At 70.5% G+C, this 13035-nt stretch carries 11 protein-coding genes; 9 read left to right on the top strand and 2 right to left on the bottom strand.

Features of this window, described 5'->3' with window-relative positions:
• Positions 1-29: 29 nt before the first annotated feature.
• Positions 30-1070: a BMP family lipoprotein gene (locus NVV95_RS13060; protein WP_259486989.1), complete on the bottom strand. Its 1041-nt coding sequence runs from the start codon at positions 1068-1070 to the stop codon at positions 30-32.
• Between the two features lie 193 nt (positions 1071-1263).
• On the opposite strand from NVV95_RS13060, the gene NVV95_RS13055 reads away from it, so the two are divergent.
• From NVV95_RS13055 to NVV95_RS13040, 4 genes are read left to right on the top strand one after another with little or no spacing between them, the layout of a single operon-like run.
• Complete coding sequence (locus NVV95_RS13055) at positions 1264-2319, top strand: LacI family DNA-binding transcriptional regulator (protein ID WP_259486988.1); 1056 nt, start codon at positions 1264-1266, stop codon at positions 2317-2319.
• On the top strand, positions 2316-3071 hold the full coding sequence (locus tag NVV95_RS13050; protein WP_259486987.1) for a glutamine amidotransferase: 756 nt from the start codon (positions 2316-2318) through the stop codon (positions 3069-3071). The genes NVV95_RS13055 and NVV95_RS13050 overlap by 4 nt, the downstream gene beginning before the upstream one ends.
• Entirely contained in the window at positions 3068-4531 is a 1464-nt protein-coding gene (locus NVV95_RS13045; RefSeq protein ID WP_259486986.1) for an amidohydrolase, read from the top strand. Before NVV95_RS13050 ends, NVV95_RS13045 begins: the two co-directional genes overlap by 4 nt.
• Positions 4528-5274 (top strand): creatininase family protein, encoded by a 747-nt coding sequence (locus tag NVV95_RS13040; RefSeq protein ID WP_259486985.1) that lies wholly within the window; start codon positions 4528-4530, stop codon positions 5272-5274. The genes NVV95_RS13045 and NVV95_RS13040 overlap by 4 nt, the downstream gene beginning before the upstream one ends.
• A 19-nt stretch (positions 5275-5293) precedes the next feature.
• Here the strand turns inward: NVV95_RS13040 and NVV95_RS13035 are convergent, their stop codons facing one another.
• A complete protein-coding gene (locus NVV95_RS13035; protein ID WP_259486984.1) occupies positions 5294-6694 on the bottom strand; it encodes a glucose-6-phosphate dehydrogenase in 1401 nt (466 codons plus the stop codon).
• Between the two features lie 132 nt (positions 6695-6826).
• Between NVV95_RS13035 and NVV95_RS13030 the strand changes: the two genes are divergently transcribed.
• From NVV95_RS13030 to NVV95_RS13010, 5 genes are all read left to right on the top strand, one after another.
• Positions 6827-7120, top strand: a complete 294-nt coding sequence (locus tag NVV95_RS13030; RefSeq protein ID WP_259486983.1) for a DUF4287 domain-containing protein — start codon at positions 6827-6829, stop codon at positions 7118-7120.
• 120 nt (positions 7121-7240) lie between these two features.
• Complete coding sequence (locus NVV95_RS13025; protein ID WP_259486982.1) at positions 7241-8557, top strand: ABC transporter substrate-binding protein; 1317 nt, start codon at positions 7241-7243, stop codon at positions 8555-8557.
• Positions 8558-8636: 79 nt separating this feature from the next.
• Positions 8637-9521: a carbohydrate ABC transporter permease gene (locus tag NVV95_RS13020; RefSeq protein WP_259486981.1), complete on the top strand. Its 885-nt coding sequence runs from the start codon at positions 8637-8639 to the stop codon at positions 9519-9521.
• Between the two features lie 4 nt (positions 9522-9525).
• Positions 9526-10440 carry a carbohydrate ABC transporter permease gene (locus NVV95_RS13015; RefSeq protein ID WP_259486980.1) on the top strand — a complete coding sequence of 305 codons (915 nt, stop codon included), beginning with the start codon at positions 9526-9528 and terminating at the stop codon, positions 10438-10440.
• Between the two features lies 1 nt (position 10441).
• Entirely contained in the window at positions 10442-13021 is a 2580-nt protein-coding gene (locus tag NVV95_RS13010; RefSeq protein WP_259486979.1) for an alpha-L-rhamnosidase, read from the top strand.
• The last annotated feature ends 14 nt before the right edge of the window (positions 13022-13035 follow it).

Below are 13035 nucleotides of genomic sequence, written 5' to 3'. Positions count from 1 at the left end.
GGCGACCGGGCGCCGTCTGGGGGCGCGGATCAGACCGCGCTCGGCACCTCGACGGTGCCGTCGATGATGCCCTGCTTCGCCTTCTCGAGCTGGTCGGAGTAGGCGTCGAGGAAGCCACCGCTGGTGGAGTAGCCGACGCCGTCGTTCGAGAGGTCGAAGTCCTGCTCGCCCGCTTCGAGGCTTCCGTCGAGGAACGACTTGATCGAGTCCTCGACAGCGACGTTCACGTTCTTGATCGCCGAGGTGAGGATGAACGGCTTGATCGACTCGTCCACCTGGTTGTAGACGTCGCCGTCGACCCCGATGGCCCAGTTCTTCTGCGCATCCGTCGACGAGGCGGCGGCCTGCTCGTAGACGCCCTGGCCCGAGCCGCCCGCGGCGGCGTAGATGACGTCGGCGCCACCGGCGTACATCGAGGCGGCGGCCTCCTTGCCCTTGGTGGGGTCGGAGAAGCCGGTGAAGTCGCCGAGGGGGGAGAGATACGTGGTGTCGACCGTGATCGACGGGTTCACCGACTTGGCCCCGGCCTCGTAGCCGACGAAGAAGTTCTGGATGCTCGGCTGGTCGACGCCGCCGACGAAGCCGATGTGGCCGGTCTTCGAGGTGAGGGCCGCGGCCACTCCCACGAGGTACGACGACTGCTCGGCCGCGAACGAGATGGTGGTCACGTCGGGGATGGAGGTGCCCTTGTCGATGTCGACGGCCACGAACTTCGTGTCGGGGTGGTCGGTGGTCTGCTCCATCGGCGTCGCGTACTGGAAGCCGATGCCGATCGCGAGGCCGGCGCCCTGCGAGATCGCGAGGTCGAGGCGGTCCTGGTAGTCGTCGGTGTTCGGGCTCGAGAAGTCGAGCGGCGTGAACGAGAACTCGGACTGCGCGTCGGTGAAGCCCTTGTAGGCGCTGTCCATGAACGAGAAATCGCCCGTGGTGCCGTAGAGCATGGCGACCTTGGGCAGGTCGGCGTCGGCGCTCGGCTGCACCGTGGCGGTCTTGCCCGAGCAGGCCGAGAGCAGCAGGGCTGCGGTGAGGGCGGTGGCGCCGAGGGCGGCGGCCTTGCGCGAGATCGTCATGGGGCTCCTTGGAAATCGTTTGCAGAAACGTCGGGCGGGAAGAGCGGGAAAAGGGGTGCGGGAACCAGTGTTCGTCCGCGCGGTGACAACGGTATTACTCGTATGTTTCGGGCATGTTTAACGTCGGCAACAACCTGCAATCGTTTGCCTGGTTTTGCCCGATCTGTGCCTGAAGAGCGCCTATGCTGTCGGCATGCAGACCCCTGAGCCGACCCTCGCCGATGTGGCGGCCCGCGCCGGCGTCAGCGTCGCCACGGCGTCGCGGGCGCTCACCGGGGCCAGGCCGGTCAGCGACACCCTGCACCGCAAGGTGCGCGATGCGAGTCGCGAGCTCGGCTACCGGCGCAACGCGGTCGCGAGCGCCCTGCGCCTCCAGCGCACCGAGACGGTCGGGCTGGTGCTGCCGCGCTACACCACCGGCTTCCTCTCGGCCCTGATCGAGTCGGTCAGCGACGGCCTCGAGCGCAACGACCTCTCGCTGGTGCTGCGCTACTCCGAGCCCGACGCGCTGCACGACGTGGGCAACGTCGAGTCGCTGATGGCGCGACGGGTCGACGGCATCATCATCTGCCCCTCCTCGCTCGAGGCGAGCCAGGAGTCGATCGAGGCCGCCGGCCCCGTGCCGATCGTGCAGGTCGGGCGCTTCGTCATCACCGACCGCTCCGACTCGGTGGGGCTCGACGAGGACCGCGCCACCCAGATGCTCATGGCGCACCTGGTCGAGCGGTCTGCCCGTCGCGTGCTCGTCGTGGGCCTCGATCCGGATGCTCCCGCCGACGCCCGCCGCATCCGCGCCCTCCGCGGCGCCGCCGAGGGCGCAGCCGACGTCGACGTCGCGCCCTTCACCGCCGCGGTGCTCGACGGCGGGATCCGCGCGGCCGAACGGCTCGTCGCGGCCGGACCGGGCGCCCTCCCCGACGCGATCGTTTGCGCCAACGACGACGTGGCCTCGGGCGTGCTCGCGGTGCTCCGGATGCGCGGCATCGCGGTTCCCGGCCGGGTGCAGGTCGCCAGCCTGCTCGATCTGTCGCCCGGTCGGGAAGATCTCACGGTGACCACCCTGCGGCATCCGTGGCCCGAGATGGGGCGGGAGGCCGTGCGGTTGCTGCTCGACGCGCAGCAGAGCCGCCGCGAGCCCGGTGCCGAGCGGATCGCCCGCCGCGTCAGCCTCGCTCCTCAGCTCGTGCCGGGTCACTCGACCCGGGACCGCACCGTCCCCACCGCCCCCGACTCGAAGGAGACTCCGTGACCCGAATCCTGCTGCTAGGCGAGTCGTGGTTCGTACACTCGATCCACCAGAAGGGCTTCGACTCCTTCACCACGTCGGAGTTCACCCTCGGGGGTGCCGAATTCTCCGCCGCGCTCCGCGCCGCCGGTCACGAGGTGACGCACCTGCCCTGTCACGAGATCGTCGGCGGGCTGCCGGCCACCGCCGAGGCGTTGCGCGAGATCGCCGACGTCGTCGTGATCTCCGACGTGGGCGCGAACACCTTCCAGCTGCCGACCGCCACGTTCGTGCGCTCCGAGACGTCGATCGACCTGATCGAGGTGCTGCGCGCCTTCACCGAGCTGGGCGGCGGGCTCCTGATGGCCGGCGGCTACATGACCTTCTCGGGGATCGACGCGAAGGCCAGGTGGGGGCGCACGGCCCTCGCCGAGGTGCTGCCGGTGGGGGTGCTCGATCGCGACGACCGCGTCGAACTGGCGTCGGGGGCGGTGCCGGTGACGTCGGCCGCCCATCCGGTGACGACGGGCCTCGAGGGGGAGTGGCCGGCGCTGCTCGGGCTGAACGAGGTGACGGTGAAGGAGGGGTCGACCGAGCTCGCACGGTGTGGCGGGCATCCGCTGCTCGTCGTGGGCGGTTACGGCGCCGGTCGCACCGCGGCGTTCACCTCGGACATCGCGCCGCACTGGGCGCCGCCCGGCTTCGTGGAGTGGCCCGGCTACGGCACGCTGTTCGACAACCTGGTGCGCTGGCTCGGCGGGGAGGTGCGCGCATGACCACCGACGAGCGCATGACCACCGACGAGCGGATGCACGCCGACACCGTCACCGTGGCGAGCGGTTCCGACACCGTCGACACGGTCATCACGCCGGTGACCGTGCTCGCGGGCACCACCCGCCCCGCCCCCGGCTACCCGGAGCTCCCGCGCGACGACGTCGCCGCCCGGGGAACCGCCACATTCCTCGAACGGCATGCGATCGGCATCCGGGACGGGCTGATCGCCTGGATCCGCCCGGCCGACGAGGTCGAGCCGGCCACCCTGGCCCAGGCGACGGTGATCGACGGCAGCGGCCAGGTCGCCATCCCCGGCCTGATGAACTCGCACACCCACTCGCCGATGACGATGTTCCGCGGCTCGGCCGAGGACGTGCCGATCAAGGACTGGTTCAACAAATACATCTGGCCGATGGAGGTGAACCTCACCGAGCGCGACGTGACGCTCGGCGCCCGCCTCGCCGTGGGCGAGATGCTGCTCGGCGGCGTGACCGACTTCGCCGACCACTACTTCTTCACCGACCGCATCGCCGAGGTCGTGGCCGAGAGCGGTGCCCGCGGTCACCTGGCCTCCACGTTCTTCTCGTCGCAGGGCGCCGAGGGTCTGGAGCGCTCCGCCGCCTTCGCCGAGCGCTGGAACGGCGCCGCCGGCGGGCGCATCACGACCGCGCTCGGGCCGCACGCCACCTACACCGTGAACGACGCAGACCTCGAGGCCACGGCCGAGCACGCCCGCCGCCTCGGGGTGCGCACGCACATCCATGCCGCCGAGAGCATGAACCAGACCGAGTCGAGCCTGGAACGGCACGGCCGGACCCCGATCCAGGTTCTGCACGACACCGGCATCCTCGAGACGGGCGCCATCGTCGCCCACGGGGCCGGCATCGTCGAGAGCGACCTGGAGTGGCTCGTGCCCTACGCCGACCGGGTCGCGGTCGCCTCGTGCACCAAGGTCTACATGAAGCACGCGCACACCACGACGCCGGTGCGGATGCTTCACGACGCCGGACTGACGGTCGGGATCGGCACCGACGGCCCGGCCTCGCACAACACGCTCGACGTGCTCGAGAGCGTGCGGATGATGTCGCTGAAGCAGAAGGACGACCACCTCGACGCCACCTGGCTCACCTCGGCGCACGCCCTCGACCTCGCCACCCGGCAGAGCGCGGCGGCCTTCGGGCTGCAGGACTCGCTCGGCGTGCTCGCGCCGGGCTTCAAAGCCGATGTGGTGCTGATCGACCTGCAGAAGCCGCACCTGCAGCCGATGCACGACCTGGCGGCCGCGCTGGTGCTCAGCGCGAAGTCGAGCGACGTCACGACGGTGCTCGTCGACGGGCGGGTCGTCGTGGAGCACGGCCGCCTCGTGACGATGGACCTCACCGACACCTTCGCCGAGCTCAACCGGCGCCTGCCCGAGCTGACCGATCGCTCGCGCGGCACGATCCAGGACTACGCCCCGTGAGCCGCCTCGACGCCTACGCGACCCCCTGGACCGATGTGGCCCGCCACCTCGCCGAGGGCGAGGGTCTCGCGCTGCTGCCGTTCGGCGCGCTCGAGCAGCACGGCCCGCAGCTGCCGCTCGGCACCGACACGGCCACCGCGACGGCCGTGGCCGAGCGGATCGCCGACCGGCTCGACGCCCTGCTGCTGCCGCCCGTGCACTACGGCGACACCTGGAACAACGCCGGCTACCCCGGCACCGTCTCGCTCTCGCCCGAGACGGTCACGGCGATCGCCGTCGACATCGGCCGCTCGCTGGCCGCCTCGGGTGCACGCGCGCTCGTGGTCGTGAACGGGGACTGGGGCAACCGGCAGCCGCTCTACACGGCCGTGCGCCGGCTGAACGCCGAGCGCATCCTGCCGGCGATCGCGCTGGACTACCCCGGCATGGACGACGCCATCGCCCAGGTGCGCACGAGCCCCGGGGCCGCACCCGGGCTCAACCACGCCGAGGAGGTCGAGACGTCGATCATGCTGGCGGTCGAGCCGCAGCACGTGCATCCGGAGCGCTACGCGGCGGAGTACCCGGTGTTCCCGAGCGACTTCGGCACGCGACCGATGCAGCTGCACCCGTTCTCGCCCTCGGGAGTGTTCGGCGACCCGTCACACGCGACCGCCGAGAAGGGCGAGCGCATCCTCGCGGCTACCGTCGAGGGATCGCTCGCGGTGCTCGCCGACTTCATCTCGGGGCTGCCGGCCCGCTGAGCCGACGAGGCCGCGGCGCTCACCAGTCGGCGGGCCCCGAGCTCCCCGCCTCGTACTCCTCGAGCGGGGTCTCGTCGGCGGCCCAGGCGTTCAGCACCGGCGTGACGATGCGCCAGCACTGCTCGGCGATGTCACCGCGCACCGACAGCAGCCGGTCGTGCGCCAGGATGCCCGCCAGCACCTGCCCGTAAGCATCGAGCTCGGCCTCGTCCGGCCGCGCCTCGAGCTGCACCCGCTCGAGCCGGTCGGTGTCGTCGGCGCTGTTCACGAACAGGTCGAGGTCGACGTCGCCGTTCAGCAGGGACATCCGCAGCACGGTGCCCGCGCCCGCGTCGGCGCCGCCGAGGCCCTCGGGCGGGACGGACCCGCGGAAGTGCACCGCGACCTCGGCCCGCGGCGAGCCGATCGCCTTGCCCGAGCGCAGCACGAACGGCACACCCTCCCAGCGCGGGGTGTCGACCTGCAGCAGCAGCTGGGCGAGGGTCTCGATGCGGTTCGCGGGGTCGACGTCGTCCTCGTCGACGTACGACGGGAAGAAGCGGCCGTCGATCCGGCCCTCGGTGTACCGGGCGCGGCGGGCAGTGTGCGGGTCGTCGCGCCAGAGGCGCACGGCGCCCAGTACTTCGGCCATGCGGTCGTGCACCTCGTCGGCAGTGATGCGCTCGGGCCGCTCGAGGGCGGTGAGCGCGAGCACCATCAGCAGGTGGCTCTGCAGCATGTCGCGCAGCGCGCCGGTGGAGTCGTAGAACGCCGCCCGGCCCTCTAGACCCAGCTCCTCGTCGAAGACGATCTCGACCTTCTCGATCTGCTCGGCGTTCCAGCCCGCCTCGAGCAGGCGGTTGCCGAAGCGCAGGCCGAGCATGCCCAGCACGGTCGCGTTGCCGAGGAAGTGGTCGATCCGCCACAGGCGCTCCTCGGGAATGACGGCGGCCAGCGCCTCGTTCAGCGCCCGGGCGTCGTCGAGGTCCTCGCCGAACGGCTTCTCGATCGCCACGACCAGGTCGTCGGGCAGCTCCAGCTGCGCGAGCGACTCGGCGACCTCGTGCCCCATCGCCGGCGGGAGCGCCACGTAGAGCACCGGGGAGGACGGGCAGGCGTCGAGCAGGGCCTTCAGCTCGGCGGGGTCGGAGGCGTCGGTCCCGACGAACCGCGCGGCCTTCGCCAGGGCGTCGACGGCGCCCGGCGCGATCTCGGCCGCCTCGAGGCTGCGGCGCACCAGACGCTGCCACTCCTCGTCGCTCTGCGGCGTGCGGGCCGCGCCGATGAGGGTGAGGTCGAGCCCGCCGGCCAGCTCGGCGACCTTCCCGAGACCGGGCAGCAGCAGCCGCTCGGTGAGGTCGCCGCCCGCGCCGAGGATGGCGATGCTCCGCGGCTCACGGCCGAGCGACTCGGCGTCGGGGATTCCGGGCTGATCCGACATGCTGACTCCTCACGGGCGGCCCGTCCGGACGCCTCGCCCGCGACCCTACTCGCGCTGCAGCACGGCGGCCCGGCCCGCTTCCGAGGCGCCGGTGTCGTGCGGCACACTGGGGTAGACCCCCAAGGAGGACCCATGTCGTTCCAGGCCTACCTCGACACCGTCGAGAAGAAGACCGGTCTCACGCCCCGCCAGCTCGTCGACCTCGCCACCGAGCGCGGCTTCGGCGCCGACACCAAGGCGGGCCCGATCCTGGCCTGGCTCGCCGAGGACTACGGCCTCGGCCGCGGTCACGGCATGGCGATGGTGCACGTCATCACCAAGGGCGACCGCATCTCGTCGAAGCACGTCGACTCGGGCACCGCCCACAGCGACCCGAACGACCATCTCTGGCTCGACGGCGTCGCGACGAAGCCCGAGGGCTACTGATCCCGCCGCGTTGAATCGTTATACCGGGCTGCATCCCGCGCTTGACAGCAGCCCGGCGCGTTCTTATGGTGGTCACTTGAAGCGCTTCAATAACGAAGGCTCGCACTTCAAGGAGGAATTGTGACCACAGCACGCACTGCCCGTCTCCGCCGCTCCCTCGTCCCCATGGTCGCGCTGGCCGGCGCCGGCGCCCTGGTTCTGACGGGATGCTCGGCGGGCGGCTCCGGATCGGGAGGATCCGGCGACGGGGCCTCCGAGTTCACCTACCTGTCGCTCACCGAGAACACCGCGGTGGCCGACATCCTGACCGGTCTCAGCACCGGCGCCTGCAAGGCCGAGAACGACGCTCTGCCGCTGAAGGTCACCAACCAGCCGCAGGCGAGCATCGACCAGCAGCTCCAGCTGCTCGCCGGCCAGGACGCCCTGCCCACCCTCTTCGCCGCCGGCAACACGCCGCAGCTCCTGAAGGACCTGAACGACAGCGGCCAGGTGCTCGATCTGAAGAGCACCTTCGACGACCTCGGCGTCTCCGACGACCTCCTGCCCGCCGCCACCTCGACCATCGACAGCCTCTACGGCGCCGAGATCGCGCTGCCCACCGAGTTCAACGTCGAGGGCCTCTGGTACAACAAGCAGATCCTCGAGCAGAACGGCATCACGCCGCCCACCACCTGGGACGAGCTCACCGATGCCGCCGCGAAGCTGAAGTCCGCGGGCGTGCAGCCGTTCTCCGCCTCGGGCGAGCAGGGCTGGCCCCTGACCCGTCTCGTCGGCAACTACCTGTTCCGCACGATCGGGCCGGATGCTCTGCAGAAGGTCGCCGACGGCGACGCGAAGCTCACCGATCCCGAGTACGTCGAGGCCGCGGCCGCGGTGGCGCAGCTCGGTGCCGACGGCTACTTCGGCGACGGCGTCGGATCGATCGACTACGACACCTCGCTGAACACCTTCACCACCGGCAAGGCGGCGTTCCTCTACATGGGCAGCTGGGCGCTCAGCGCGTTCAACGCCGACACCAACGAGATCGGCGCCGAGAACATCGGCTTCGTCGCGTTCCCCGACGTCGCCGGCGGGAAGGGCTCGAACGCCCAGCTCGCCGCGAACGTCGGCGTGCCGATCGCCGTGTCGAAGAAGGGCTACAACGACAAGGTCGGCGCGTGGCTGACCTGCATCGCCGACAACTACGGCGCCGCGTCGCTGGGCGACCAGGGTGTGCTGAGCGGCTTCGCCGTGAAGGACGACTCGGTCGAGGTGCCCCCGCTCACCGCCGAGCTCCAGACGACCATCGACGGCTCGAGCGACAGTGTGCTCTGGTTCGAGGCGCTCTTCGACGCGCAGGCCACCACCACGAGCCAGACCAACGCGGCCCAGCTCGTGACCGGCGCCATCACGCCCGAGAAGTTCATGGAGCTGGTCCAGGCCGACCTCGGCAACTGACCCCCCGGTCGATCCACCCGGGCGGCGGAGCGCACCCTGCTCCGCCGCCCCATCGCACCCACCACCCAGAAGGCCCACCATGAACAACGTCTTCGGCAACAAACGCGCCGTGCTCGTCTTCCTCGGACCGGCGCTGCTGATCTACACGGTGATCATGCTCGTGCCGGTGCTCTGGTCGCTCGGCTACACACTGTTCACGGGCAGTGTCATCACCGGCTTCGAGTTCTCCGGCTTCGACAACTTCGCCAAGCTCTTCAGCGATCCGAAGGTCGGCGAAGCGCTGCTCTTCACGCTCAAGTACGCGGTGATCCTCACCGTCGGTCAGGTGCTGGTGGGCTACGCGCTGTCGCTGCTCTACGTGTTCTGGCTGCGCAAGGCGTCCAGCCTCGTGCGCACCCTCGTCTTCTTCCCGATCGTGCTGCCCACCGTGGCGGTCTCGCTGCTGTTCCAGAAGATGTTCGAGGTCGCCCCGCAGAACGGCATCGTCAACGAGTTCATCAACCTCCTCGGGATGCCGTCGGTCGACTGGTTCGGCTCGGCCGACACGGCCTTCCTCGTGCTGGTGATCATGGACATCTGGCGCTCGATGGGCTTCTACGCGGTGCTCCTGTACGCCGGGCTCCTCGACATCCCCGAAGAGGTGATGGAGTCGGCCCGGCTCGACGGGGCCGGCGGCTGGACGCTCATCCGCCGCATCGTGATCCCGATGTCGCTGCCGGTGCTGCTGTCCTCGATCATCTTCAGCATCAACGGGACGCTCAAGGTGTTCGACTCGGTCCTCGCCCTGACCAACGGTGGACCAGGGTCCTCGACGACACCACTGACCCTTCTGATGTTCCGCACGGCCTTCAGCTACGGCGACTACGGCTACGGCAGCACCATCGCGCTGCTCCTGACCGTGATCTGCCTGCTCGTCACGGTCTTCATCTTCCGCTCGTCACGACGTGACCTGACCAAGGGCTGATCCCATGACCGCCACCACCACGGCCCCCGGCCGCCCCGCGTCGGCGAAGCCCGGCCGCCCGCTGCGCATCCGTCGCCGGATGACCCCGCGCCGCGCCGGCAGCATCGTGCTGAAGACGCTCGTCATCGGCTTCCTGCTCGCCATCACCGTGCTCCCGCTGATCTGGCTGCTGCTCGGATCGCTGAAGACCCAGAACGAATGGCTGAACAGCCCGTCGTGGGCGCTGCCCGAGAACTTCCTCAACTTCGAGAACTACCAGGTCGCCTGGGTCGACGGCGACATCGGCCGGTACATCCTGAACAGTGCGCTCGCGACCTTCCCGTCGCTCGCCCTGATCGTCGTGCTCGGCGTCGCCGCCGGCTTCGCGCTCGAGGTGCTGGTCTGGCGCGGTCGCGGCGGCGTGCTGCTGCTCTTCCTCGCCGGCATCATGGTGCCCGGCCAGATGATCCTGCTGCCGCTGTTCTCCGCCTACTTCCAGACGCACCTCACGGGCACGATCTGGCCGCTCATCCTGACCTACACGGCCACCGGTCTGCCGCTGACGGTCTTCATGATGGCCACCTACTTCCGTGCAGTGCCGCGCGAGATCTTCGAGGCGGCCGCGATCGACGGTGCGAGCATCTACCGCTCGTTCCTCTCGATCGGCTTCCCGATGGTGCGGAACGCCGTGTTCACCGTCGCCCTCGTGCAGTTCTTCTTCATCTGGAACGACCTGCTGATCGCGCTCACGTTCACGAGCGTCGGCGACTTCCAGACCATCCAGGTGGGCCTGCTCAACTTCACGGGCCAGTTCGGTCAGGTGCAGTACGGCCCGACCTTCGCGGCCATCTGCATCAACGTCGTGGGCATCCTCGTGCTCTACCTGTTCCTCAACCAGCGGGTCATGCGCGGCCTGACCGCCGGTTCCGTGAAGGGCTGACGTGATCCCCGAACTCTCCGTCGAACACCTCGGCGACGCCCTCGGCGTGGGGACCGCGACCCCGCGACTGTCGTGGAAGATCGCCGCCGACCCAGGGTGGCGCCAGGCGAGCTATGAGCTCGAGGTCGACCGGGGCTCCGGGGCCACCCGGCACCTCGTTCACTCGGACGAGCAGGTGCTCGTGCCCTGGCCCGCCGAACCGCTGAGCTCGCGCGAGCGCGCCACCGTGCGGGTGCGCGTCTCGGCGCCCGACGGTGACCCGTCGGCCTGGTCGGCGCCGCTCACGGTCGAGGCGGGCCTCCTCGACCCCCTCGACTGGACCGCGACCGGGATCCAGCCGCCGTGGCACGAGGACCATTCCGACGACGACCGCCGCCCGCCGCTGTTCCGGCACGGCTTCGAGCTGGACTCGGACCCCCGGCGCGCGCGGTTGTACCTCACCGCCCACGGCCTGACCGAGATCGAGATCAACGGCCGCCGCGTCGGCGACGACATCCTGGCGCCCGGCTGGACCGTCTACCAGGACCGGCTGCGCACGATCGTGCACGACGTGACCGACCACCTCGTGGCCGGCGAGAACGCCATCGGAGCCTGGATGGCCGACGGCTGGTGGCGCGGACGCTACGGCTTCGACGGCGGCACCCTGAACATCTACGGCACCGACATCGCCCTGCTCGCCCAGCTCGAGGTGGAGCTCGAGGACGGCTCGGTGCGGGTGATCGGCACGAACACCGACTGGGTCGCGCATCCGTCACCGATCGTCAAGTCGAGCCTCTACACCGGTGAGACCTTCGACGCCGAGCTCGTGCCCGATGGCTGGACACAGCCGGGCTTCGACGACTCGGCCTGGCAGGCCGCGAAGGTCGCCGAGTTCGCGCCGGGCACCTTCGTGGCGCCCGAGGGCCCGCCGGTGCGCTGCACCGAGGAGCTGCGGCCGGTCGACGTGCGACGGACGGAGCGCGGCTCGGTCGTGCTCGACTTCGGCCAGAACTTCTCGGGGCGCCTGCGCGTGCGGGCCGCCGCGGGCGTGGGGGAGCGGCTCGTGCTGCGGCACGCCGAGGTGCTGCAGGACGGCGAGCTCTACACGCGCACCCTGCGCGACGCCACCTCGGTCGACGAGTACCGCGGCTCGACAGGGTCGATCGACTGGGAGCCGCGGTTCACGATCCACGGCTTCCGCTACGCCGAGATCGAGGGCTACGACGGCCCGCTCGATCGGCTCGACGTCGTGGGCCGGGTCTACCACTCCGACATGCGGCGCACCGGGTGGCTGACCACCTCGCACGAGGGGCTGAACCGCCTGCACGAGAACATCCGGTGGAGCCTGCGGAGCAACTTCGTCGACATCCCGATGGACTGCCCGCAGCGCGACGAGCGGCTCGGCTGGACCGGTGACATCCAGGTGTTCACCCCCACGGCGAGCTTCCTCTACGACTGCTCCGGCCTGCTCAGCAGCTGGCTGCGCGACCTCTCGGCCGAGCAGAAGCGCTTCGGCACGGTGCCCTGGTACGTGCCGGTCATCCCGGGGGCGCCGATGTGGACGCCGATCCAGCCGGCTGCCGTCTGGGGCGACGCGGCGGTGCTCACGCCCTGGGCCCTCTGGGAGCGCTTCGCCGACCGCGAGCTGCTCGCCCGGCAGTACCCGAGCGCGGCGTCGTGGGTCGACCAGGTGACCCGGCTGGCCGGCCCGTCGAGGCTGTGGAACACCGGCATGCAGCTCGGCGACTGGCTCGACCCGAACGCGCCGCCCGACGACCCGGCGCTCGCCGTCACCGACCCGTACCTCGTGGCCACCGCCTACTTCGCGTGGTCGGCCGAGAAGCTGGCCGACACCGCTGCGGCGCTCGGTCATCAGGCCGATGCCGAGCGCTACCACCGGCTCCACCTCGAGATCGCCGACGCCTTCACCGCCGAGTGGGGCGGCGACGACCGCCCGCTCGACGATCCGACGCAGACCTCCCTGGCGCTCGCCATCGCCTTCGGGCTGCTGCGCGACCCCGCCCGCCGGGCCGAGGCGGGCGACACCCTCGCGCGGCTCGTGCGGGAGGGTGGCCACCGGGTGGGTGCCGGCTTCGCGGGCGTGAACCTGCTGAGCGACGCGCTGACCGCGACCGGTCACGTCGAGACGGCCTTCGCCCTGCTGCTCGAGCACGGCAGCCCGTCATGGCTGTCGATGGTCGACAAGGGGGCGACGACGATCTGGGAGCGCTGGGACAGCCTGCTCGACGACCTCACCGTGAATCCGGGCAACATGACGTCGTTCAACCACTACGCGCTGGGGTCGGTGGCCGACTGGATGCACCGGGTGATCGGCGGCATCGAGGCGACCGCGCCCGGGTACCGCACGGTGCGCATCGCGCCCCGGCCGGGGCCGCTCGGCTGCGCATCCGCCCGTTTCGAGTCGGCCTACGGAGCGATCACGAGCGACTGGACCGTGGTGGACGGTGCCTTCTCGCTGAGCGTGCACCTCCCGACGGGTGTGACCGGCACGGTCGAGCTGCCCGACGGCAGCGCGGTCGCGGTGGGCCCGGGGGAGCACGCCTTCCGTACGAGCGTCGAGGCGGTGCCGGGCGTAGCGTGACGGCTTCGAGGGCC

Source organism: Herbiconiux gentiana (assembly GCF_024978135.1).
GTDB lineage: Bacteria > Actinomycetota > Actinomycetes > Actinomycetales > Microbacteriaceae > Herbiconiux > Herbiconiux gentiana.
This window is presented reverse-complemented; position numbering and strand designations above follow the sequence as displayed.

What these genes read in the sequence shown, in the direction of transcription:
- NVV95_RS13035 (WP_259486984.1), bottom strand. Translation starts at nt 6,694, where the DNA reads ATGTCGGATCAGCCCGGAATCCCCGACGCCGAGTCGCTCGGCCGTGAG.
- NVV95_RS13060 (WP_259486989.1), bottom strand. Translation starts at nt 1,070, where the DNA reads ATGACGATCTCGCGCAAGGCCGCCGCCCTCGGCGCCACCGCCCTCACC.
- NVV95_RS13020 (WP_259486981.1), top strand. Translation starts at nt 8,637, where the DNA reads ATGAACAACGTCTTCGGCAACAAACGCGCCGTGCTCGTCTTCCTCGGA.
- NVV95_RS13015 (WP_259486980.1), top strand. Translation starts at nt 9,526, where the DNA reads ATGACCGCCACCACCACGGCCCCCGGCCGCCCCGCGTCGGCGAAGCCC.
- NVV95_RS13055 (WP_259486988.1), top strand. Translation starts at nt 1,264, where the DNA reads ATGCAGACCCCTGAGCCGACCCTCGCCGATGTGGCGGCCCGCGCCGGC.
- NVV95_RS13030 (WP_259486983.1), top strand. Translation starts at nt 6,827, where the DNA reads ATGTCGTTCCAGGCCTACCTCGACACCGTCGAGAAGAAGACCGGTCTC.
- NVV95_RS13045 (WP_259486986.1), top strand. Translation starts at nt 3,068, where the DNA reads ATGACCACCGACGAGCGCATGACCACCGACGAGCGGATGCACGCCGAC.